The organism is Gilliamella sp. W8126 (assembly GCF_016102185.1).
GTDB lineage: Bacteria > Pseudomonadota > Gammaproteobacteria > Enterobacterales > Orbaceae > Gilliamella > Gilliamella apis_A.
The window spans coordinates 349,853-372,048 of the sequence record NZ_JACFPE010000002.1 but is presented as its reverse complement, the minus strand read 5'-3'; the positions used below and the strand labels follow the sequence as shown (position 1 = coordinate 372,048).

The following is a 22,196-nucleotide window of genomic DNA, read 5'->3' as shown; positions in this document are numbered from 1 at the left end:
TTAATTTTAAGTTAGCAACAAACCTGATAATTACTAATCAAGATAATTTATGAGGATTACAATATTGCTCATAAAATATTACATTACCTAAATAAAACACTATATAAATTTATGCCAGCTCACTAAATTGAAAATTTACAACTCACCCCAATAACTAACTGCCAATAATCAACAATCAAACATGCATAACTGTTGCTTAAATAATTACTTTATTTAATACAAAAGATAGATAGCATAAAAATAATTGAGAATATCATGGGCAAATCAGAACTACGCTATAACAATATTTTCACTTTTAAAACTGGCATGACCCTTGTTACTTTTCTTCAAGTAACTTAATTTCGTAGAGTGCCTGTTGATGTTCAACAAAGTTATAAATATTATTAGCTAAAGCATATTTAAATAATATTTTGGCACGCTCATTGTTACCTTTACCTAGGTAATATTTACCTAAATAAAAGTACGCTTCACATAGGCGTTCGGCTAATTGCCGGTCATTTTCAACACCTTGTTGAAGGTTTTGCATTAATTTAGATTCACTAATATTACCTAAATAAAATGCAATGATATCACCACCATAACTCATTTTATCGTTTAGTTTATCGTAACGATTTTGCAACTGAGCTAGGGCAGCTTGTTTATCTATTTCTTTTTCAATCAAATAAAGCCATAAAACACGAATAGGTTCGTTGACATCATATTGATAGAATTTTTGTGCATCAAGCTGTGCAGCTTGATAATGTCCTGTACGATATAAAGTAATTGCACGATTCAAATAAGCAAAAGCATAAGATGGATCTATTTCTAGTGTAGTATTAAATGCCATCATAGCATTATCGAAATCACCATCTCTTAGTGCATAAGTACCAAGAAAATTATAAACATCAGGTATTTCAGGATTAAAACTTAAAAGGTGATTAAAATCACTTTGTGCAAATGCTTTAAAACCTAATGAATCGTAAACAATTCCTCGTTCGAAAATCAGTTGCATTCGAGAAACAGTATCAAGATCTCGTCTTGATAACTGTTGACTTATTTCAGCTATTTTCAACTCATCATCATACGAAACTTGCTCAGGAACAGCAAGTAAAGGTAGAGAATTAGAACAACCTGACAAGATAATGACTGCAAAAATACAGCACAACATTCTCAGGTTGAATAATCTCATATTAAGCTCCTAGTGGATCAGATTTTATTCAGCAGTTGGCGTAACTTCTGGTGTAGACTCAACTGCATCTTTCATACTTAAACGAATTCGACCTTGGCGATCAATTTCTAGTACTTTAACATTCACTTCTTGACCTACTTTTAAGTAGTCAGCAACTTTTTCCACTCGATGATCAGCGATTTGTGAAACGTGAACAAGTCCTTCTTTTCCACCAATAACTGAAACGAAAGCACCAAAATCAACAATACGTGTTACTTTACCAGTATAGATTTTACCGATTTCAACATCAGCAACTAAATTATTGATACGTGCGATTGCATCTTGTGCTTTATTACCATCAGATGCTGCAATTTTCACTGTACCATCATCTGCAATTTCAATAGTAGTACCGGTTTCTTCAGTTAATGCACGAATCGTTGCACCACCTTTACCGATGATATCACGAATTTTATCTGGATTAACATTCATCGTATAGATACGAGGAGCAAATTCAGATATCTCTTGACGAGGTTTATTAATCGCTTGTTCCATTACCCCTAAAATATGCAAACGTGCACCTTTAGCTTGGTTTAATGCAACTTGCATAATTTCTTTAGTGATACCTTCAATTTTGATATCCATTTGTAGTGCACTTACACCTTCACGGGTACCAGCTACTTTAAAGTCCATATCACCAAGATGGTCTTCATCACCTAAAATATCAGATAATACTACAAAGTTATCACCTTCTTTAACAAGGCCCATTGCAATACCAGCAACAGAAGACTTAATTGGTACACCAGCATCCATTAATGCTAATGATGCGCCACAAACTGAAGCCATTGAAGAAGATCCATTAGATTCAGTAATTTCAGAAACTACACGTACAGTATATGGAAATTCTTCTTTGCTTGGCATTACCGCAGCAACACCACGTTTTGCTAAACGACCATGACCAATTTCACGACGTTTTGGTGAACCAACCATACCTGTTTCACCAACTGAATATGGAGGGAAGTTATAATGTAAAAGGAAACGTTCGGTATATTCACCAGTTAACTCATCAATGATCTGTGCATCACGTTCAGTACCTAAAGTTGCGGTAACTAATGCTTGCGTTTCGCCACGAGTAAATAATGCGCTACCATGAGTTCTTGGTAATACATTGGTACGAATATCCAGAGCACGAATCATATCTTTTTCACGACCATCGATACGTGGTTCACCAGCAATAACACGTTGACGAACAATTTGGCTTTCTAAATCAACAATAATGTTAATAACTTCATTTTCGTCAAGTTCTTCATCTTTTTCTTTAAGTGCTGCTAACACTTCTTCTTTAATTAAATCGATTTGCGCATAACGAGCTTGTTTTTCAGTAATACGATAAGCTTCACCTAAACGATCTTTAGCTAATTCAGAAACCGCATTAAATAGCTCTTCATTTTTAGCTGGTGCAACCCAATCCCATTTTTCACAATTCGCTTTAGCAACAAATTCATTGATATTATCAATTACAACTTGTTGTTGATCATGCCCAAATACCACTGCCGCTAACATTTGGTCTTCAGTTAATAAATCAGCTTCTGATTCAACCATTAATACAGCACTTTTGGTACCTGCTACAACTAAATCTAAACGACTAGTTGCTAATTCTTTTACTGATGGATTTAACACAAATTCATCATTGATAAAGCCTACACGAGCAGCACCAATTGGGCCATGGAAAGGAACGCCAGATAAACAAAGTGCAGCTGATGCACCAATCATAGCAACTAAATCAGGGCTTACTTCAGGATTCACTGATACCACTGTTGCAATGATTTGAATTTCATTGACAAAACCTTCAGGAAATAATGGACGAAGTGGACGGTCGATTAAACGGGCAATTAATGTTTCGCCTTCACTTGGGCGACCTTCACGTTTGAAAAAGCCACCAGGAATACGACCAGCAGCATAAGTACGTTCTTGATAGTTAACGGTTAAAGGGAAAAAGTCTTGTCCTTCTTTAACTTTTTTATTAGCAACTACAGTGACAAATACCGCAGTATCGTCCATGTTAACCATAACTGCAGCAGTTGCTTGACGCGCCATAATACCCGTTTCTAAAGTAACAGTATGGCGACCATATTGGAATTTTTGATATGTCGGATTAAACAAAATAATGTCCTCTTGTAATAAATCACGTTGAAGTTTGATATTTCGACAGGAAGCAGCATGACGCTGGAACATATTGATACACACTTCAACTATGTGTGGGATACTAAACAAAAGATTATTTCACTGTCACGACTAATGACAAATCTATAAACTATAGAGCTCTCATTAGTCGCGCGAAACATGAGATACAATCTTTTATTTTATTAATTTCTATCTTCAAAGCATTTATTTAGCTTTTCGGACTCTGCATTATATCAAAGCCTTGAATTTTCACAACGAAAAAAGAGGCCTAAGCCTCTTTTCAAGTAGATAAATAATTAGCGACGTAAACCTAGTCTTTGAATTAATTGGCTATAACGTTCAAAGTCTTTACGACGTAAATAATCTAATAATTTACGACGGCTAGACACCATGCGTAATAAACCACGGCGGCTATGGTGATCTTTTTTATGCTCAGAAAAATGACCTTGTAAGTCATTAATGCGTGCAGTTAAAAGAGCAACTTGAACTTCAGTTGAACCAGTGTCGTTAGCACCACGACCATATTCAGCAACGATTTTCGCTTTAGCTTCTACAGTTAGAGACATAATAAACCTCTTAAAATAAATATAAAAAATGGAATGACCGATCTCTAATTCAGACATTCCTCGGCATCCATATAATAAATATATGAATCGTGCGCAATTATACTGGAATTTACTAAAATAGCAATTTGATTTATTAATCGCAAACGCTTATTTAAGCTTAAAACCATACTCTTCTTGAATAAGCTTTTTCAACGCTTCGATATAATTTTGTGCCGATAAACTTAGCTGTGCTTTTTGTGATGTTATCCAACCAATTAATATCTTTTCTTCGACATCTAAAGGGATAGATAGAATGTCTGAACCATTTAAATCAGTACTGAGCACACCAGTACTAATTGTATAACCATTTAATCCATGCAATAAATTAAATAACGTTGCCCTATCACTGACATGAATACTCTTTTTATGATACACAGTACTTAAAATCTCTTCGGAAAAATAAAAAGAGTTATATTCGCCTTGTTCAAATGAAAGATAGGGGAAATCCTCTAAATCATCTAACGTTAAAGACTTCATGGCCGCCAAAGGATGATTGGTACTGATAAATACATGTGGATCAGCCTCAAATAGTGGATTAAAAGTTAAACGATGTTCTTTAAGCAAGCGTAAAATAACTTTTTGATTAAAATCAGTTAGATACAAAATACCTACTTCACTACGTAAATTAGCAACATCAGTTATAATATCGTAAGTGCGAGTTTCACGTAGGGTAAACTCATATTCATCAGTATGATTCTTTTTGATTAAATTAACAAAAGCGTTTACCGCAAATGCATAATGTTGGGTTGAAATGCTACACAGTTGTTTGGAAGGTACTTTTTTGGCATAGTGCTGTTCTAGTAGCTGAGCTTGATCTAAAACCTGTTTTGCATAACCTAAAAATTCAACTCCATCAGTCGATAATGAAACTCCTTTAGATGTCCGTACAAAAATTTCAATACCAAATTCAGCTTCCAACTCCTTCACTGCAGTTGATAAACTTGGTTGAGTAATATACAAATTTTTAGCAGCCTCATTGATTGAGCCTGAGCGGGCAATTTCTAAAATGTAACGTAACTGTTGAAGCTTCATAATATCGTTAGTAATTAAAACCAATATTAATTCAGAATATAAACTACTATAAACATTGTCTGGGAGATTGTACAGCAAAAGGCAAATAGCTGTTTTTGCGCAACCTAACACCTTAGAATTGTTTTTTTGGAAGATTTTGGGCTTTAAAAACCCCGCTCCTCAAATTTTTTTATTCGGTGAGTTTCGGACGTTTTGTTGTTTAATAGCTAGTTCTATACGGCGATAACGTCCGAGTAAAGTGGGTTTACGCGAATCATCTTTACCAACTCCCGCGGCGACCTCGCAAGTGGTTACGATGTAACTGCCTTCGTTCGCTCTTAACGCACCGGCTGTGATTTGTTCCTGACAAAGAGCAGCCTTGCCAAACATCCCTGTTTGTCATGCTAATCTCACTCCGTTGTCAGCACTTTGCTAATGTCGCTAAATGAGAAGCACTAAACTGATTGATAAAAATAAACTTTTATTATTGGCCCTAGCTGATGTTATCGCTGGTTTTAGTGATTTATCGGATGGATTTTACTCTTAAAAAACCCCGCTCCTCAAATTTTTTTATTCGGTGAGTTTCGGACGTTTTGTTGTTTGGTAGCTAGTTCTTTACGGCGATAACGTCCGAGTAAAGTGGGTTTACGCGAATCATCTTTACCAACTCCCGCGGCAACCTCGCAAGTGGTTACGATGTAATTGCCTTCGTTCGCTCTTAACGCACCGGCTGTGATTTGTTCCTGACAAAGAGCAGCCTTGTCAAACATCCCTGTTTGTCATGCTAATCTCACTCAGTTGTCAGCACATTGCTAAAGTCGCTAAATGAGAAGCACTAAACTGATTGATAAAAAACTTTTATTATTGGCCCTAGCTGATGTTATAGCTGGTTAAGATAAAGTTATTTACATTTTCTAAACGGCTTATGCAGCCTTGAAACTCTCTATGTTTATTAAATTTTCCTAACAACTTTTCTAAACGGCTTATGCAGCCTTGAAGGAAAAACTAGTGATCTGTATGACTTTGTATCATTTCTAAACGGCTTATGCAGCCTTGAAGAATAAAGCGCTTGAGCCGCTTTTATTAGTTCATTTCTAAACGGCTTATGCAGCCTTGAAGTAGAACCCCAAATACTATAAACATTGTTGTGCAAAAGGCAAAGTCTATTTTACTTTGCAAAAACCTTTTTTTTGGAGGCTTTTCAATTAATTGATTTTTAAAAATTTTATTTTTAGTTAAAAAAAAGGGTTAACACTGCATGGTATTTAGGTTTTAAAAACCCCTTTCCTCAAATTTTTTAGCTTTAAAAAGTACGCTCCTCAAAATTTGTGCCGTTAATATTGTTAATTATTGGCAGCTAAGGGCATTATAATAATGCCCTTATTATTTAGTTAAAAATCAGGAACAGTTGCTGTTTTGCTGAGTCCGTAACTATTAAATGTTCCTTCAACAGCCGTTGCACATTTTTGTTGTTTCAGCCACATAATAAAGTGTTGCCCAGTGCTTTTGCTAGCAAAATGAAGGTGTGGATAGTTCAAATGAACGCTACCCCATTTTTCAACCATTTTGCTTTTTACCTCGGCTGACCATTTACCTTGTGCGGTTAAACGTTTTTCGGCTCGTCTTAACGCACTTTGTCCTTTAGGATTGATACGAATTAAGCGTAGGTAACCTTTAACGCTAGTTGGTACAGATGCTATTGGCAAAGCTAATGTGTAATCACTAACTACGGCATGCCGCTGTAAAGCCGTTTTAAATTGTTGTAACTGCGCTTCATCGCCAAATAACCGGATAATCCCGCCTAATGTTCTGTGTACATTATAACAAGGAAAGCTAACCGCAATATTGCCTTGATGATTAACTAACACCTGATGCAGTGATTGCATAACTTGATTAATCACTTCAGTTTCAGTTATCTCCAGTTGTGGAATTGCCCGTAGTTCAAAATAGTGAGTAAGCATAATATTACTCCTTACCACTAGCACCAAATACACCACCACGAATCAGAACTGCGATAACATAATGTTGTTGTTCAAGCGTTGGTTTTTCACCTTTCAGTACCCAATTATCAAATAAGGTATAAAAATCCTGTTTTTGTTTAGGTTGTCTAAAAGCATGTCCCATAGTGGTAACTGCACCATAAGGTTCAATGGCAATCGGAAACTCGGCGTTTTCAGCATACCAAGTGTCAATGGTTCGAATGGCATTGCTGATTTTTTGCGAGTGCATTGCTGCTTGACCATTTTTTTCATACAGGACTTTGCTTTTTTCTTTACCTGTATCCAAAATCAATTCTTGTGATGGATAGACCTCTTGCCCTAATCCCATTTTTAATTTGGCTTGAATATTAAAGATAACGAACTCTTTGCCTAATAAGCCAGCTTCAATCAAAGCAGCGAGGTCATTTACCGATTTGTCATCACAATCAAATGAATTTAATTGATATTGCTTAACATCACTCACTTCAATCGTTGCTATTTTGTCATCTTTTTTACGAGTAATGCTAATACTGATTTGTTCAGCAGCCATACGATTACGCCATAACCAACGGCCATTTAATATATTAATTGCATAACGTTTCGCTAGTGCTTGTAACCCTTCTGATTTGATATAGCTTTGGGTTGTTTTGGTTAACTCTTCTTGGTAATCAATATCATTACAGACTGATGGCGAACCTAAGAAAGGTAGTACTTTACAGCTCCATTTAACCACTAAGGTATCTTTATCGGCATCAAGTGCTGCAACATCGACTGTTTGTAAATTAGGTTTTTGAATTTCAGCATCTAATTTAGCCGGATCATTTGCTAAAGCATTTTTAAGCCGATTCGAAATGGTACCGCGAACAGATTTTTCAGATAATAAAACTGGTGTTAATTTTTGGTCATCATGGCTATTTTGCTGGGCAAAAATGGCATCAGAAATATCAAAACTACGTTCAAAGGCTAATACTGATGCGGTGGTGATTTTATCTTTACTCATAATTCATTCCTTTTTTTCAATGCTAAACTTGTTTAATTAATCTTGATTAATAATATATATATCTGCGTCATTCGATTGCAGTTCGCTGCATTTATAACGCCAAAATGCTTGAGATAAATTGTCTTGTAACCTTAGTGGAAATACCCACTTACCTAATCCATAAATACATTCGACAAATTGCGTTGGATGCTCATTACTACGGGCATGTTCAACCTTTCCTGCTTCAAACAGTGGTGAAATAGCTTGATAACCAAGGGGTATTGGCACTAACCAACCTCGTCCCTGCTTGACCGAGGTGGTTTGCCACTGATCTTTTTCTTGTGGATGATGATGCAACATGGCAGTTTCAACTAATGCATCAAGTGCAGTGGCATTCGGATCTTTTTGTTGTAGCTCGGCAGTGATTTCCTGTAAATCTTGCTGCGCTTCAACTAAGACAAAAGCAGGTAATAAAGCTTGAGTTAAATCATCAAGAGATTCTGAAGCTGAATATAATCCTACTGATTCAATCTCAATAACTTGACCACCAGCAATACGTTGCTGATAGAGCTTTTGTCTTATCTGGTTAATAAATTTTTCTTGATCATTAACATCATCGAGGGTTTCACGATCCTCAATTTTCACCTCAACAATTAAAGACACATCTAAATGAACCCGACCTTCTTCGATAATCGAGCGGGTATCACCATTTTTAGCTAACGGATTGCGAGTGAGTCGAAATGTATAATCCGCATAATTATTAGGTCGATAAACTTGTACATCACAATCATGACAAGCGATTAATACACCATCCAGATAGATAGGATCATCCGACTCAATTTTTCGATTTAAAGCATGAACCGCCCCTAAAAAGCCAGAGATAGCCGGAAAACCATAAGTTAATGGACTGGAGATGGCATTGGCATTATGAATTTTGACATGGTCAAATAGAAGATAGTATTTTAAAGATGCCATTAGAAGATCCCCTCCTTCCTACGTTGACTTGCTTTTACTGCCGCGTGAAATTCACGACACCATTCTCGATATTCAACATCAGAAAATTGTGTTTCAATATTTTTGAATTTCTTTTTTAAGGCTTTTTGAATCCAGGAAGCAAAATCAAGCTCTAACTCCCCTAACCAATCACCTTGCTCATACTGATGTTTAAAGTTTTCTTCATCTTCAAGTTCAGCCCGATTAGGATCAAGCCAAAGTTTTTGTGACATTGGCAACGAATAATCACGACTCCAACCTGCCGGCATGGAAGTTTGTATATTCCGAGCAAATTTAAGCAATAAAGTTAAAATAACCGCAAAGGCATCTTTTCGGTTATCCCGCTCTTCAACTACATTTTTGGGTGCAGCAACCATATCGAACAATAATCGAAAACCAAATCGACAGAAATACTGTAAAGAATGGTCAAATACACTTTCTTTATTTAAGTTGATTGATGGAAATGGAGATCGCTCGAATTTAGGCGGCATTGAAGGTAATAAAAAATTACGACCGCCTTGATTACTAGTTAATTGACTTACCCCTTGTGGATTACTCCCTCCAAGTTTAACCACCGCAAGCTCATGAAAAGTAAAATAAGGTTGATGTTCGGCTCCCTTCAAGCGCCGTTGTTCACGAGCTTTTTTATTTTCTTCGGAAAAGCGGGTTTGTACTTTTTGATAGACGACATTACACAAAGATGTGGGATGCAGAGGAACAAGCAAACGATAATTATCTTCTTGTTGTGACAAATAACTCTCTTCACTATTCGGCCAATAAAGTTGCTTATTAAGTTCGTCAGCTTTCGGTTTTTCAAAATCATTAAAAATAACTTTTTTAAAATTGGCTAAATAGATTGCTGCTTTCTGCTCATCATCAGATAGCGCTTTTAGTACAGCTGGATGATCGTCAATAATTAATTCTAATAATGTTTTATCTCCATTAATACATTTATTCAATAGAGAAAATATATCTAAACCGGCAGCATTTCCTGAACTATCAGCTACTAAATGTGTTGGTGTTGATGAAGATACATATTGTTGTTCATTTGGTTTGGTAATTGTAAAATTGTTAACGTTATCACCTAAACTTGAAGAATGAATGGCCTTAGAAGAGTGGTGACAAATGGATATCCAAAACAATCTACGCGTTGCAGCATCTTCCATCCAATTTTCAAAATCAAATCTTTTACTCAGTTCTGACATCTTCTGTTGAGATTCATTAACAGCCTTTTGATCGCCCGCTTGTTTAGCTTTTTCTAATTTGGTCAGTTCACTTTTATAACTGCTGTTATTAGCAAGCCGTTGCTGAAGAAAGTCGACAATAACCTTTCTTATATCTTGCCAAAAAATATTATTCATTGGCCCTCCTTATATTTTCGATATACTAAACAAAAAGGCCTATACAATTAAGTATAAGCCTTTTATTTTTATGCTACTTTATAAATTAAATATAACTTTAATATATTAAGTGCTTCATTATTATATAGCCATTGATTATTAGTGTTTAAATGACGATATTTTTCTTTATTTAACTGCAAATTTTTAATTAATAATTCAACTTCTTTTTTAGTTGAGATATTAAGTATTTTCATAATATCTTTTACTGAATAATAATTAGAATTTGATGCTAAACTTAGAATAACTTCATCATTTGCAGCTTGTTTATCAATTACAAATTTTTGTAATTTATTTAACGCATATTTGTCAATTGAAATTTGACATTGCATTGTCAACGTTTTATCCTTGAACAAAATTTTGTCCTCCTATTACGTTTTTGGATAAAATTCAAACAACCCCAAATCTCGAACATTTGGGGTTTTCTTTTATATTACATCTAGTTTTATAGAAATAATAACATGTAATTTTCATTACATGTTTGTCATTCTATACATTAATCAGTAAAAGTCAACATTGTTCGATCTATTGTCATAGGGATAATTTATTTGATAATAATTTATTGCAAACTAATAAGAAAAACCGCCTATTCGGCGGTAATGATTAAGCGAAACATTCGACCTAATTTCATATTTCTAAACTGCTTTTACAGCAGAGTAACAAGTATAGAGTAATTACTCTAACATTACTAGCATGCATAACTCAGCTGATTATTTTCTATAAAAATAGTTATGTAAAAACCTTTTTTAAATATAAATTTTTCTAAAACATAATAAATAACCTCTTCTTTTAGCTTCTATCTTTATAAAAACCAAAATAGGGATGAAAGCACCAGCGTGTTTCGCTATTCACATTAATAGTACAAAATTCATTAGCTAGCCGATAATGATTTTTATCTGGAAAATATTCTGCTATTTGAGTAATCGCTTGCTCAACGGTGTTGACAAGCCATGGCTGTATCAATGGATTGGTAAATTGCCAATTATCATATTTAAAATTGTAATTTTGTGTATCTTCACACTGTTCGTTTGGTTTTTGCCAAGCGATTTCGGCATAACTAAATCGGTATTCACCGTTGTCATCAAGTTGGCAGATATACTCATCTTGTGGTTGCTCTTGCAGCCTAAAAGGCGAAATTAATTGTAGATGAACACAATGGTGATGTGCCAAATCAGTTTGCCAATAACTGGTAACATAATTACTTTTGCGCGCATTGATTGGAAATAAATTTGCCATAACCTTATGTTCTAATTCTGCTAGTGTTAAGCCTGCTTGCGAATCAGTCATAATACGAGGAATCGCATTAATATTTGCTAATTGTTCTGACGTTATCAGTTGCTCAGTCTTATGGGTTTTTAATAAAAGTAATGGTTTTTGTTCAAACCCCGGTTTAGTAAAACAAGCGCTATTAACACCTAAATTGTTGCCGTTTTTCATCGCTTCTAAATTACTGCCTAGAATCGCCACATTAGCACTTTCGGCCGTTTTTTCCGGTCTATGCCGCCAAACTCGTCCTACTAACTGAATAATTGAACGCATTGAAGATGGCTCAACAATTGCCCAATCATAATCATGATCACGTCCAACTTCAGTAACCGGTGTGCCGATGACAATAAATATGTGATGTTGTTTATCACTGTCTTTTATTGCTGCACGGATTTCAGGTTGTTGAAATAATTTATTAACATCACTACGGTTTAAAATTCTATCCAGTTTTTCTTCTAATTGACTGCGCAATAGTAGCAGTTGTCTGGCATGATAAACCACCAGATGAAATTGAACATTTGCCGGTAACTCAGTTTGCTGGTAGATTTGCTTGGTGAGCAACATCACATCATCAATATGTGCAAAGCGCATTAAACCAACACTAATTTTTTTGTTGGTTTGCGGATCTTGTTGATGGTGCTGTAAATGAAAATGATAAGCTTGATCTAATAACTGTTGCGCCAATAAAGCATAGCCTAGATCTGAATTTTCTTTTTTATTGAATGGGTAATTTAATAATTCTAAAATTTGCCCTCGACGGCGAATTGCCCCTTGTTGCAACTTCGCTATTCTTTTTTCGATAAACTGCGTATGATGATGTTTAAAATTAACCGTATCAGCTATTTGTTCAACTGAGTGCTGATATTCATCAAACCATCCACAAATAGTTCCCTGATTAGACCTTCCTGTATTCTGATTCCAAATTTTTCGACCGGCTTGATAAGCATCAAATAAACCAGCAATTAGATCTGGCGTTAAGGTTGCCGATGAGAGTAACACTTTACTGCCATAAAGCCCGGCTAAATAAACTAACCTTGCTAAAGCTGGTAAATCTCGCTGATCAAAATCATCCGGTTCATCTAAAATTAAATCAGCGGTAAGCAACCTTAAGGTAGGAGCAATATATTTGCCACCTCTGAGACATTCGCTAGCTTGCATTAAGTGATCAACAGTACATGTCACAATCGGCGCATAGATCAACTGACGAGCCTTACTGTTTTCGATAATGGTACCAAGCTCACAGTCAGCAATACCACTCTCTGTCACATCAATATATTCATCGACTAATGATTCTGTCGATTCACAACCAAGCGTTTCGGGATTTATCTCATTTTCATTTTTAGTAATTTGCGGCTGATTTTCTAACTCAAATAGGGTCTTTGTTGCTCGCCCTCCAACCAAAATAGCCAAATGTTCATCAGTTAAATGCAATCTTTCTCGTAACGCTTTACCAGTTTGTAAGGTTAATACTCGTAATCCTAAAGCAATCGTAAATCGTACCCCACGCTGTGGATTTGATAATGCATACATAATTCGCCCATTAGCTAAGGTTTTACCACAGCCGGTCGATGCCATATTGACGCCAAAAAAGCCATTATCATCACTTAATTGTTGATAACTTTTAGCTAAATCAAAAGCATGGTTTTGCCATTGAAAGCGTTTAATCGTAGTGCGTTGCGTAAATGGTTTATGCTGATTAATGGCTGGTAATTCAGCGTTCATTTTAGGTAACAAGCGAGCAAAACGAGCGGTAAGATTAGCAACACCTAATAGATGATCATCCAATCGTTGATTGGCTTGCTGGCTTTTATTGGTATTGGCGATAAGAATATCTTCAACCTTTTGGGCTTCTTCGTCATTGATTGATATGCTGGAATAGTTATGGTCAGCAACCATAAGACTTAATCGTGATAGATGTAATAATAATGAATCAATATTGGTTAATTGCATTAAAGGTGGGTGATTAATTGCCTTGCTTGCATAGCGACTTAATTTTTTAAGCCAAGATTGGCTTAAGGTTATATCACTTTTAAGTTGCCAAAAATCGGCACTGTCTTCAATATTAAAATTTCTAACCCATTGTTCAACTGCTTTAAATGTTTTAAAAAAGCTTTTTATTGTGAGACCCGAAATATCGAAATCATCTTTTTGCTTATTTTGACAATCTTTATATCTAACTGGCATTAAAAAAGGCATGCGATGGTGTGACACAATTAACCAGCCAATCCATTGGGCTAATAATGGCAATTGAGAGAGATCGTTTTTTTCTGTCTTTGCTAGCTTTCTATACCAATCAGGTCTTAATTGTTGATAATCAGTAAAATTAGCTAAACGGATTAAAACCTCTTGATTAGTGGTACAATCACGAATCATCAATAAAAATAACTGTAATGAAATCCACTCATGACGAAACGGATCACCTGCTGGTCTACTTTTACGTAATTTATCTTGAAAACCCACTGTCGCTTTGCCCAAATCATGCAATAGCGCAGCAATGGTTGCGATAAGTTGGATAGATGTGGCATATTGCCAACTATTTTCACTATCATTGCGTAATATATTACGCTTAGTACGATTAGTTGGCACTCGGCCTTGTTGATTAAATTGGCTTTTATCACCAACAATCCAGAGTAGATCGGTTAGGTTTTTTCCGTGCGTCCAGTAACAAGCAACGGCAGTATTTTTTCGTGCTGTTTTACGTAATAATTTATACAGTGTCTGCAAACCATCGGTAGTCATCGGCGTTTGCCAAGTTCGTTCACCACAACGTTCAGCAAACTGATCGATAATACGACGAGTCTGAGTTAATGCATTTTTCTTGCATTGGCTAACCAGTAAAATATTCATGTTTTATCTGCTATCTGCTTCAATGTATCAATAATCATATCCAGCGCACCTAATTGCGCAAACTGTGAAATACATGCCTGTCGGAACTCTTTTTCACTATCACCTTGTTTAGCTGATATAAAAGCTTGGGGTAACACAATACCATCTTTAATAATATCAGCAGCATCAAATACTAGCCCTCCTCGCCTAGTTTTGCCATGTAATATAGCCAAACCATGTGGTAAGCCTAATACCCAACAAGCTGTTGCTCCTAATCCATAAGCTAAATAATTACCATGATCTAAAAATTGATTAGCAGGATCATAATGCTTGCCTCGTGAGCCTTGCTGCCGTTTAAAATTATCATCTTGTAAAGTCAGTTGATTTGCCATGCCATAAAGGCGTTTGCTGATGCGCCCTTCAGCAGCTAACAATGCTTGACTCGTTGCCGCATCTTGAAATTGTTTTTCAGCATCGTTTAACAACGTAGTGAGTTGCTTATCGTCAATTTGCCAATCAAATTTCGGCCAACATTGTTGAATAATTTTGAGTCGCTGTTGTTGAAGGGTTTTAGCGGCTTGTAGGCGAAGATTATCGTCAAACCAGAATTGACACCAACTTTGCAGATATTCGGTTGCACGATATTCACTTTGCGGTGAAAAAAATTGGCAGGCAAATTCTGATTCTGTCGAGGAAAATAGAGGCGTTCCCCCTCCCCCACAAAAGCCAATCATGACTCCTGCACGAGAAAGTTCACGCACAGCAGCTTGAGTTAATGAAGTGCCGGTACCAAGTAAAATACAGCTAGTATTAGCTATTGGAATGTTCCAATATAATGACTGCTGCCCTTGATCAGTCACATATTCAACTCGACCGCCATTGACTAAAACTCGACAATGCTCCAAATAATAGATATTAGCACGCTTAGAATGTAAAATCGTTTTAAGATCAGACGAATGAATTAAATCCATGATAATAAGTAAATAAACTCAAGTTCTAGATAGCAATAAATTAACATTGTTTTATTTATAAAACGAGTTTTTTAAATAATTATCTAAGAGATTTAATAAATGATTTTACCGCCTATACGGCATGAATCTCATAGTAAGTTATTTTCTTTTTAAGTTAATACTTAAATCATATAATAAACTGTTTAATTGAGGTTTTTGCTAATTATTATTGAATAGCTTAGATGATTTTTTAAATCTGAAGGTATGTTGGGATTAACTTATCAAGTACAAGTTTTTTATTTCTATTAAAAAAATTATATTGCTCTAAAAATTGATCTATTGACTAAAAACGACTTTTATTGCTAATTACATTACGAGACTTAGAAAAAATTTATTTGATTAATTTATCATTAATATGATTATCATTTTGAATAGAAGTATAAGTAAAGTTTCGCCATGAGAGACGGTTTCGCATGGCTCTTTGATAATTACCTGGTGTTACCCCAAAATTTCGACGGAAAATAGCAATAAACCCACTTATATTGTCATAACCTAAATATAAAGATATTTCTGTAATTGGTTTTCCAGCTGCAAGCAATTCTAACGCTTTTAACATGCGCAGTTTCTGACGCCATTCGGTAAAATTAAATCCGGTTTCATTGGTAAATCGACGTGTTAATGAACGTCGGGAAATACCAGCCCAAACGCCCCATTCGTCAATATTTCTATCATCACTAGGATTATCAGACAAAGCTAAAGCGATTTTTAACAGACGCATATCTTTAGGCATTGGCAGTGCTAGCTCAACTTGCGGGATTGTTCTAATCTCGTCAAGTATCACGGCAATTAATCGCTGCTGTTCTGGTTGCAGTTCTGAATTATGCCATGACATGGTTCGGTTAATTGCTTCGCGCAATAAGTCAGATAATTCTAAAATACATGGTTTGATAGGTAGTTTAATGCATGCATTTTTTTGTATATAGAGGCTCCATCCTTCGAATGGTCCATGCGTTCCAAGAAGACTATGTTGTACATTCGGGGGGATCCAGACTGCATGAGTTGCGGGCACTATCCATTGACTACTTTCTGCTTCAATTGAAATTAATCCCTGTAATGAGCCGAGTAACTGTCCTCTTGAATGACCATGACGTTGTGTCACTCTTTGTGAGGAGTGTCTGGCTGTCGATATGATCATCGGTTCGCTATCAGAAGAAGCAAGCTGTGGAGAAATGAGTGGAGTATTCATTTATATGGCCCCAATGGGATATTTTGTGGCTTCAATTGGCTAGTAAAACGCTATTCTACTGGCTATCCTAAAGTCTTCTCAATTAAGTTAAAGGTAACACGTTAGCAATAAATAGATAAGTTGTAAATCAACAAAATAATCGTTTTTTAGACAAATTAATTGGTAATTTTCAAATTTATTAATTGCTTAATAGTCTGGTTTTAATAAGGAAACAGATACATGAAAGAAAAACATAAAAATTATAAAGAAATTACATCATCAACATTCAATGGAATATATACACAAGGCGCAACTAAATATAATATGGAAAGGATTTAATATGAAACAATCGCTAGACCTGACCATTTCAGAAAGAAAGTTAGTATTTGCGATGACGCTATCTAGTATATTACCATTATTAGATAGCAGTATTATTAATGTTATTTTACCCACAATTTCGAATGACATTAATGCCTCTTATGCTTATATACAATGGGCGGTTACCATATATATGCTTGCTTGCGCAGCTGGCATATTACTATCACCTTATATGCATGAAAATTTTGGGCTCAAGAACGCATGGATCAGCTCAATTCTTGTTTTTCTTGCTGGTTCTATAATGGTTGGATTTTCATATAATCTGGTGTCTTTAATCCTTTTTAGATGTCTACAAGGTTTTGGTGCAGGAATATTAATTCCTATTACTCAATCGATAATAGCGACTCATTTTGGTAAGCAAAGGCTAAAGCCGGTTATGGCATTGATTGCTATTCCGTCAGTCTTTGCTCCAGCACTAGGACCAATTTTTGGCGCAATCCTATCGGAACAATTAAATTGGAGAATTGCTTTTTTTATCAACATACCTTTGGCGCTTTTAGCTTTTTTCTTTGGTAGGACAACAATACCAGAGACTAAAACATCTAAATATAATATGAATATTTATGTATTTATGACATTTTTAATTGCTTTAATCCTATTTTTCATCTCAATTAAAAATATCACGACAGAACATTTTTTTGGTACTTCTAATATTATTATGCTGGTTTTCGCAATTGGTTTGATGATGGTTTCATTTATTACTAATAATAAGTCAGACAATAAACTAATCGATTTAAGTGCATTTAATAGTCCTCAATATTCAATGTCAATAATGATGGGATTTCTGACATCACTTATCTTTTTCGGTTTCATGATTTTTTTTCCTTTAATACAAGCAATAAATAATAATATATCCATTACTTATATTGGTCTGCTACTTGCCTTACAAGGTGTAGGAGCTTGGTTGGCGAGAAAATTTATTTATAAATCTTTAAGTGAGATAAATTCATTTCTAATTATTGGTATAGGTCTAATAATATCAGCAATAAGTATATTAATAATTCAAGTAGGTGGAAATGCCTCTGAAATCATCGGTTTTACTGTTCGAGGCTCCGGATTAGGTGTTGCTACGATTGCTGTTCTCTCTTCTCCATTTGAGTTTTGTGAAAAAAATCAGATTAAGGATACAAGTGCTATCACTCGTGTGATACAGCAAATTGGAGGTGCATTTGGAAGCGTATTATCAGGAATATTAATCAACCTAACTCTAGATCAAATAATTTCAGTAAATTGCGCCTATCAGACAATGTTTTTTCTATCTCTTGTATTTGGCATTATTGCTGTTATAGCCTATATTTTCTCTTATCGAGTGAATACAAAAAGTTAGTATACAAAAAAACTGAACATATGAGTTCAGTTTTTTAGCTTATTTAGCAATAGCACTAAACCACCTATACGGCGTTGAACTAACTATCAACATGAATCGCTCTTAAATGTTGTTTCTAAACCACCTATACGGCGTTGAACTTCTCTCAAGCAACGGGATGTCTTTCAGCATTTTTCTAAACCACCTATACGGCGTTGAACCCAAGCATGGCCGTTGGGTTCGGTTCATTCTATTTCTAAACCACCTATACGGCGTTGAACGTGTTATTGCTCCAATTGTTGGTCAAGCTTTTTTTCTAAACCACCTATACGGCGTTGAACGTCGAGCCAACGATAATCGATGCTAATGGCGATTTCTAAACCACCTATACGGCGTTGAACGACTACGATTTAACATCAACGTCATACGGTCATTTCTAAACCACCTATACGGCGTTGAACCATCGCCCTGATAACTCAAAATTACACGATTCTTTCTAAACCACCTATACGGCGTTGAACTAGAAACCAATATAATATAATCATTGTTCAAATAAAGGTAAATGACAATTTTGATATTAAAAACCCTTTTTTTGCGGTTAATTTCAACTATCTGATTTTTATCAGATTAATTTTGATGTAAAAAAAAGGGTTTATTATTGATTTAAAATATAGACTTTGGGAAATGCAAAAACCCCGTTCCTCAAAATTTTGAGGAACGGGGTTTTTAATTGGCTAATGTATTCTTGGTTGTTAGCTTATTGATTGTACTAAAACTGATTCTAAATTTTATTAGCGATGATTAAAAGAAGTTTTCATAGATTAATTTGAAACTCATAATGGTTGAAACGGTAATTAACATTGGTCTTATTAATTTTCGTCCTTTAGCTATAACCATTTTTGCACCTAATCTTGCGCCAATAAATTGGCCAACTAACATAACTAAACCAATTGACCATACCACTTCACCGCCAGCAATAAAGAAGATTAATCCTGCTAAATTAGAGGTAAAATTGAGTACTTTGGTATGAGCGGTTGCTTTAGTTAAATTGAATCCAGCCAGAGTAATATATGCGAGTGCATAGAATGATCCTGCACCAGGCCCAAAAAAACCATCATAAAAGCCAATAATCAACGCAGGAATCAAAGCAAACTGTAAAACCGAAAGCCGACTATTACGATCACTATCTCCGATTGTTGGTGATAGTAGAAAATAAAGTCCTACGCTAATGGTTAATATTGGTAACAATAATTTTAAGAAATCCGCTTGTATATGCATGACTGATAATGTGCCAAGAGCGGAACCAATGAATGCACAAGCAATCGCCCATTTTTGCTGTTTTAAATCAACCATACGCTGGCGAATAAAATAGAAACTAGCAGAAAACGAACCGCCACAACTTTGTAATTTATTAGTGGCTAATGCACTAGCTGGTGGTAATCCTACAGCAAGTAGTGCTGGTACTGTTAATAGTCCACCGCCACCAGCAATTGAATCAATAAAGCCTGCTAACGTCGCAATTAAAAAAAGTAAAACCAGTAATTCGTAACTCATGATTATTTTACATCACTACATTGGGCCCGATAGCGAAGATAATGATCCATTAATACGATCGCGACCATTGCTTCAGCAATAGGCACTGCTCTAATACCGACACAAGGATCATGTCTACCATGGGTTGAAACTTCAACACTTTCTCCATTAATATTAATTGATTGTCCAGCAATCTCAATACTTGGAGTTGGTTTTAATGCTATGCTGCTAATGATAGTTTGTCCCGAGCTAATTCCCCCCAAAATACCACCAGCATGATTTGATAAAAATCCTTGCGGGGTTATTTCGTCACGATTTTCACTACCACGTTTATTAACCGCAGCAAAACCATCACCAATTTCAACCCCTTTTACTGCATTAATGCTCATTAATGCATGGGCAAGATCAGCATCTAACTTATCAAAGACGGGCTCTCCTAAACCGACCGGAACATTTTCTGCCACAATGCAGACTTTAGCGCCAACTGAATCACCATCTTTTTTAAGCTGTCTTAATAGTTGATCAAGTGCTTCTAGTTTACTTTCATCTGGACAGAAAAAAGGATTTTGATCGACCTGTTGCCAATCATTTAATTGACACTGGATATCACCCATTTGTGCTAAATAACCACGAATAGTAATACCTAACTTTTCATGTAAATATTTTTTGGCAATAGCACCTGCCGCAACACGCATAGCAGTTTCACGTGCCGATGACCGACCCCCACCACGGTAATCCCGAATACCATATTTTTTTTGGTAGGTATAATCGGCATGGCTCGGTCTAAAAATATCTTTTATTTTGCTGTAATCTTGTGAACGTTGGTCGGTGTTTTCAATTAATAATCCAATACTAGTACCTGTAGTCACACCTTCAAATACCCCCGATAGGATTTTTACTTGATCAGCTTCTCGACGTTGCGTAGTGTAACGAGATGAACCAGGTCGACGGCGATCAAGATCGTGTTGCATATCGGATTCGCTTAAATTCATTCCTGGTGGTACGCCATCAACAATACAACCTAATGCAGTACCATGTGATTCACCAAAGGTAGTGACTTTAAATAATTTACCAATTGAATTTCCAGCCATAGTTCTTATTCCAATTTTTTATTTTATAGTTAATTTATTTAAAATAGTGCTGATAAGTCTTCAAGTCAGCCTGCGTGATTGCAAATACGCCGAATCCACCTTGCTCAAAACTGATCCAATTAAAGGGTACATCTGGATATTGTTCTTGTAAAGACACCCAGCTATTACCAACTTCACAGACTAATACACCATCCGGTGTTAGATAGTCACAAGCATCGTGTAAAATTCTTTTTGCTAAGTCTAATCCATCAAATCCTGCTTCGAGTGCTAATTTTGGCTCATATAAAAACTCGTCAGGAAGATCACTCATATCTTCATCATCGACGTAAGGAGGATTAGTCACAATTAGGTCATATTTTTTATTCTCTAATTGATTAAATAGATCTGATAAAATTGGTGTAACTTGATATTGCATATCATGCAATTCAATATTAGTTTGAGCGACATCTAATGCTTCTAATGAAATATCGGTAATATCAACTTGAGCATCAGGAAATGCATAAGCACAAGCAATACCAATACACCCACTACCAGTACAGAGATCTAAAATATTTTTTGGTTCACTACTGATTATATCTTTAAACTGATTATTAATCAGTTCACCAATAGGAGAACGTGGAATTAAGACCCGTTCATCAACGTAAAAACTATGACCACAGAACCACGCTTGATTAGTTAGGTAAGGTGTTGGTAAGCGATCATTAATACGTTTGTTGATGATCTCATTTAGTTGTTGTTTTTCATCATTAGTCAGATTTGCAGCATAAAATTCTGGAGGAATAAATAGTGATAAGCCTAGCGTAGCTAAGATAAGTTGTTTAGCTTCATCGATAGGGTTATCGGTGCCATGACCTAAAAAGATATCCGATTGACTAAGTTGCGAAGTGGTCCAGCGTATATAATCCTGAACAGTGCGTAAGTTTTCCATAGTAACTCCGAAAGATCGTGGAGAGGAAGAGATTAATCGTCACGTCAGGTCATTAAAGCTGAGGTAAATGCCAAGACCATATTAATAGATTTTATTGGCAATGCTAAAGAACCTAATGGCTCTTTCCTTCGATGACTAAATAAATATTTATGGCGGTGAGGAAGGGATTCGAACCCTTGATACGTTGCCGTATACACACTTTCCAGGCGTGCTCCTTCAACCACTCGGACACCTCACCTTAATTTAGCCCTGCTTTTTGAAAGCAGGGTGCATACTATAATTATCTGCAAACAATTAATCAAGTGTTAATTCATGCAAACGATGGTTCCAAATACAGCAAAAACAGCTAAAACAAGAACCGTTGCGATTAAAGCATATTTTAAATTGATACTCATAATACT

At 35.6% G+C, this 22,196-nt stretch carries 19 protein-coding genes, 1 tRNA gene and 2 CRISPR repeat arrays; of the genes, 1 reads left to right on the top strand and 19 read right to left on the bottom strand.

What is annotated here, in order from left to right; all coding sequences use genetic code 11:
- Window positions 1-316: 316 nt before the first annotated feature.
- From nlpI to H3S74_RS05670, 14 genes are all read right to left on the bottom strand, one after another.
- A complete protein-coding gene (nlpI, locus tag H3S74_RS05735) occupies window positions 317-1,168 on the bottom strand; it encodes a lipoprotein NlpI (protein WP_110447308.1) in 852 nt (283 codons plus the stop codon).
- Window positions 1,169-1,192: 24 nt separating this feature from the next.
- Complete coding sequence (pnp, locus tag H3S74_RS05730; protein ID WP_110448026.1) at window positions 1,193-3,307, bottom strand: polyribonucleotide nucleotidyltransferase; 2,115 nt, start codon at window positions 3,305-3,307, stop codon at window positions 1,193-1,195.
- 317 nt (window positions 3,308-3,624) lie between these two features.
- On the bottom strand, window positions 3,625-3,894 hold the full coding sequence (gene rpsO, locus H3S74_RS05725) for a 30S ribosomal protein S15 (RefSeq protein WP_198191829.1): 270 nt from the start codon (window positions 3,892-3,894) through the stop codon (window positions 3,625-3,627).
- 147 nt (window positions 3,895-4,041) lie between these two features.
- On the bottom strand, window positions 4,042-4,965 hold the full coding sequence (locus H3S74_RS05720; RefSeq protein ID WP_065651727.1) for a LysR family transcriptional regulator: 924 nt from the start codon (window positions 4,963-4,965) through the stop codon (window positions 4,042-4,044).
- A gap of 159 nt (window positions 4,966-5,124) precedes the next feature.
- Window positions 5,125-5,334 carry a hypothetical protein gene (locus H3S74_RS05715; protein WP_198247447.1) on the bottom strand — a complete coding sequence of 70 codons (210 nt, stop codon included), beginning with the start codon at window positions 5,332-5,334 and terminating at the stop codon, window positions 5,125-5,127.
- Between the two features lie 170 nt (window positions 5,335-5,504).
- Window positions 5,505-5,714, bottom strand: a complete 210-nt coding sequence (locus H3S74_RS05710) for a hypothetical protein (protein WP_198247446.1) — start codon at window positions 5,712-5,714, stop codon at window positions 5,505-5,507.
- A 137-nt stretch (window positions 5,715-5,851) separates the two neighbouring features.
- Window positions 5,852-6,063: direct repeats of the CRISPR family, unit length 28 nt; unit sequence TTTCTAAACGGCTTATGCAGCCTTGAAG.
- A gap of 272 nt (window positions 6,064-6,335) precedes the next feature.
- Entirely contained in the window at window positions 6,336-6,905 is a 570-nt protein-coding gene (cas6f, locus tag H3S74_RS05705) for a type I-F CRISPR-associated endoribonuclease Cas6/Csy4 (protein ID WP_198247445.1), read from the bottom strand.
- Window positions 6,906-6,909: 4 nt separating this feature from the next.
- On the bottom strand, window positions 6,910-7,923 hold the full coding sequence (csy3, locus tag H3S74_RS05700; protein WP_198200642.1) for a type I-F CRISPR-associated protein Csy3: 1,014 nt from the start codon (window positions 7,921-7,923) through the stop codon (window positions 6,910-6,912).
- 36 nt (window positions 7,924-7,959) lie between these two features.
- Complete coding sequence (gene csy2 / locus H3S74_RS05695) at window positions 7,960-8,877, bottom strand: type I-F CRISPR-associated protein Csy2 (RefSeq protein ID WP_198247444.1); 918 nt, start codon at window positions 8,875-8,877, stop codon at window positions 7,960-7,962.
- The gene (gene csy1, locus H3S74_RS05690; protein WP_198247443.1) at window positions 8,877-10,256 is read right to left on the bottom strand and encodes a type I-F CRISPR-associated protein Csy1; all 1,380 of its coding nucleotides are present in this window, start codon (window positions 10,254-10,256) and stop codon (window positions 8,877-8,879) included. The genes csy2 and csy1 overlap by 1 nt, the downstream gene beginning before the upstream one ends.
- A gap of 68 nt (window positions 10,257-10,324) precedes the next feature.
- Entirely contained in the window at window positions 10,325-10,624 is a 300-nt protein-coding gene (locus tag H3S74_RS05685; RefSeq protein WP_198247442.1) for a hypothetical protein, read from the bottom strand.
- Between the two features lie 457 nt (window positions 10,625-11,081).
- On the bottom strand, window positions 11,082-14,405 hold the full coding sequence (cas3f, locus tag H3S74_RS05680; protein ID WP_198247441.1) for a type I-F CRISPR-associated helicase Cas3f: 3,324 nt from the start codon (window positions 14,403-14,405) through the stop codon (window positions 11,082-11,084).
- On the bottom strand, window positions 14,402-15,355 hold the full coding sequence (gene cas1f, locus H3S74_RS05675) for a type I-F CRISPR-associated endonuclease Cas1f (protein ID WP_065614516.1): 954 nt from the start codon (window positions 15,353-15,355) through the stop codon (window positions 14,402-14,404). The genes cas3f and cas1f overlap by 4 nt, the downstream gene beginning before the upstream one ends.
- Before the next feature lie 370 nt (window positions 15,356-15,725).
- Window positions 15,726-16,580, bottom strand: a complete 855-nt coding sequence (locus H3S74_RS05670; protein ID WP_198247440.1) for a helix-turn-helix domain-containing protein — start codon at window positions 16,578-16,580, stop codon at window positions 15,726-15,728.
- A 319-nt stretch (window positions 16,581-16,899) separates the two neighbouring features.
- Between H3S74_RS05670 and H3S74_RS05665 the strand changes: the two genes are divergently transcribed.
- Window positions 16,900-18,264 carry an MFS transporter gene (locus tag H3S74_RS05665; protein WP_198247439.1) on the top strand — a complete coding sequence of 455 codons (1,365 nt, stop codon included), beginning with the start codon at window positions 16,900-16,902 and terminating at the stop codon, window positions 18,262-18,264.
- A 52-nt stretch (window positions 18,265-18,316) separates the two neighbouring features.
- A CRISPR array of direct repeats spans window positions 18,317-18,764; the repeat unit is 28 nt; unit sequence TTTCTAAACCACCTATACGGCGTTGAAC.
- Between the two features lie 280 nt (window positions 18,765-19,044).
- Here the strand turns inward: H3S74_RS05665 and H3S74_RS05660 are convergent.
- The 5 genes from H3S74_RS05660 to H3S74_RS12680 form a co-directional block, all read right to left on the bottom strand.
- A complete protein-coding gene (locus H3S74_RS05660; RefSeq protein ID WP_198200669.1) occupies window positions 19,045-19,797 on the bottom strand; it encodes a TSUP family transporter in 753 nt (250 codons plus the stop codon).
- A gap of 2 nt (window positions 19,798-19,799) precedes the next feature.
- A complete protein-coding gene (gene aroC, locus H3S74_RS05655; RefSeq protein ID WP_198247438.1) occupies window positions 19,800-20,867 on the bottom strand; it encodes a chorismate synthase in 1,068 nt (355 codons plus the stop codon).
- A 34-nt stretch (window positions 20,868-20,901) separates the two neighbouring features.
- Entirely contained in the window at window positions 20,902-21,795 is an 894-nt protein-coding gene (gene prmB / locus H3S74_RS05650; RefSeq protein ID WP_110447297.1) for a 50S ribosomal protein L3 N(5)-glutamine methyltransferase, read from the bottom strand.
- Window positions 21,796-21,945: 150 nt separating this feature from the next.
- A tRNA-Ser gene (locus H3S74_RS05645) sits at window positions 21,946-22,033 on the bottom strand.
- A gap of 67 nt (window positions 22,034-22,100) precedes the next feature.
- Window positions 22,101-22,190, bottom strand: coding sequence for a YnhF family membrane protein (locus tag H3S74_RS12680; RefSeq protein WP_110447296.1), 90 nt, complete (start codon window positions 22,188-22,190; stop codon window positions 22,101-22,103).
- Window positions 22,191-22,196: the final 6 nt, after the last annotated feature.

What these genes read in the sequence shown, in the direction of transcription:
- nlpI (WP_110447308.1), bottom strand. Translation starts at nt 1,168, where the DNA reads ATGAGATTATTCAACCTGAGAATGTTGTGCTGTATTTTTGCAGTCATT.
- rpsO (WP_198191829.1), bottom strand. Translation starts at nt 3,894, where the DNA reads ATGTCTCTAACTGTAGAAGCTAAAGCGAAAATCGTTGCTGAATATGGT.
- H3S74_RS05720 (WP_065651727.1), bottom strand. Translation starts at nt 4,965, where the DNA reads ATGAAGCTTCAACAGTTACGTTACATTTTAGAAATTGCCCGCTCAGGC.
- H3S74_RS05715 (WP_198247447.1), bottom strand. Translation starts at nt 5,334, where the DNA reads ATGTTTGGCAAGGCTGCTCTTTGTCAGGAACAAATCACAGCCGGTGCG.
- H3S74_RS05710 (WP_198247446.1), bottom strand. Translation starts at nt 5,714, where the DNA reads ATGTTTGACAAGGCTGCTCTTTGTCAGGAACAAATCACAGCCGGTGCG.
- cas6f (WP_198247445.1), bottom strand. Translation starts at nt 6,905, where the DNA reads ATGCTTACTCACTATTTTGAACTACGGGCAATTCCACAACTGGAGATA.
- csy3 (WP_198200642.1), bottom strand. Translation starts at nt 7,923, where the DNA reads ATGAGTAAAGATAAAATCACCACCGCATCAGTATTAGCCTTTGAACGT.
- csy2 (WP_198247444.1), bottom strand. Translation starts at nt 8,877, where the DNA reads ATGGCATCTTTAAAATACTATCTTCTATTTGACCATGTCAAAATTCAT.
- csy1 (WP_198247443.1), bottom strand. Translation starts at nt 10,256, where the DNA reads ATGAATAATATTTTTTGGCAAGATATAAGAAAGGTTATTGTCGACTTT.
- H3S74_RS05685 (WP_198247442.1), bottom strand. Translation starts at nt 10,624, where the DNA reads ATGCAATGTCAAATTTCAATTGACAAATATGCGTTAAATAAATTACAA.
- cas3f (WP_198247441.1), bottom strand. Translation starts at nt 14,405, where the DNA reads ATGAATATTTTACTGGTTAGCCAATGCAAGAAAAATGCATTAACTCAG.
- cas1f (WP_065614516.1), bottom strand. Translation starts at nt 15,355, where the DNA reads ATGGATTTAATTCATTCGTCTGATCTTAAAACGATTTTACATTCTAAG.
- H3S74_RS05670 (WP_198247440.1), bottom strand. Translation starts at nt 16,580, where the DNA reads ATGAATACTCCACTCATTTCTCCACAGCTTGCTTCTTCTGATAGCGAA.
- H3S74_RS05665 (WP_198247439.1), top strand. Translation starts at nt 16,900, where the DNA reads ATGAAACAATCGCTAGACCTGACCATTTCAGAAAGAAAGTTAGTATTT.
- H3S74_RS05660 (WP_198200669.1), bottom strand. Translation starts at nt 19,797, where the DNA reads ATGAGTTACGAATTACTGGTTTTACTTTTTTTAATTGCGACGTTAGCA.
- aroC (WP_198247438.1), bottom strand. Translation starts at nt 20,867, where the DNA reads ATGGCTGGAAATTCAATTGGTAAATTATTTAAAGTCACTACCTTTGGT.
- prmB (WP_110447297.1), bottom strand. Translation starts at nt 21,795, where the DNA reads ATGGAAAACTTACGCACTGTTCAGGATTATATACGCTGGACCACTTCG.
- H3S74_RS12680 (WP_110447296.1), bottom strand. Translation starts at nt 22,190, where the DNA reads ATGAGTATCAATTTAAAATATGCTTTAATCGCAACGGTTCTTGTTTTA.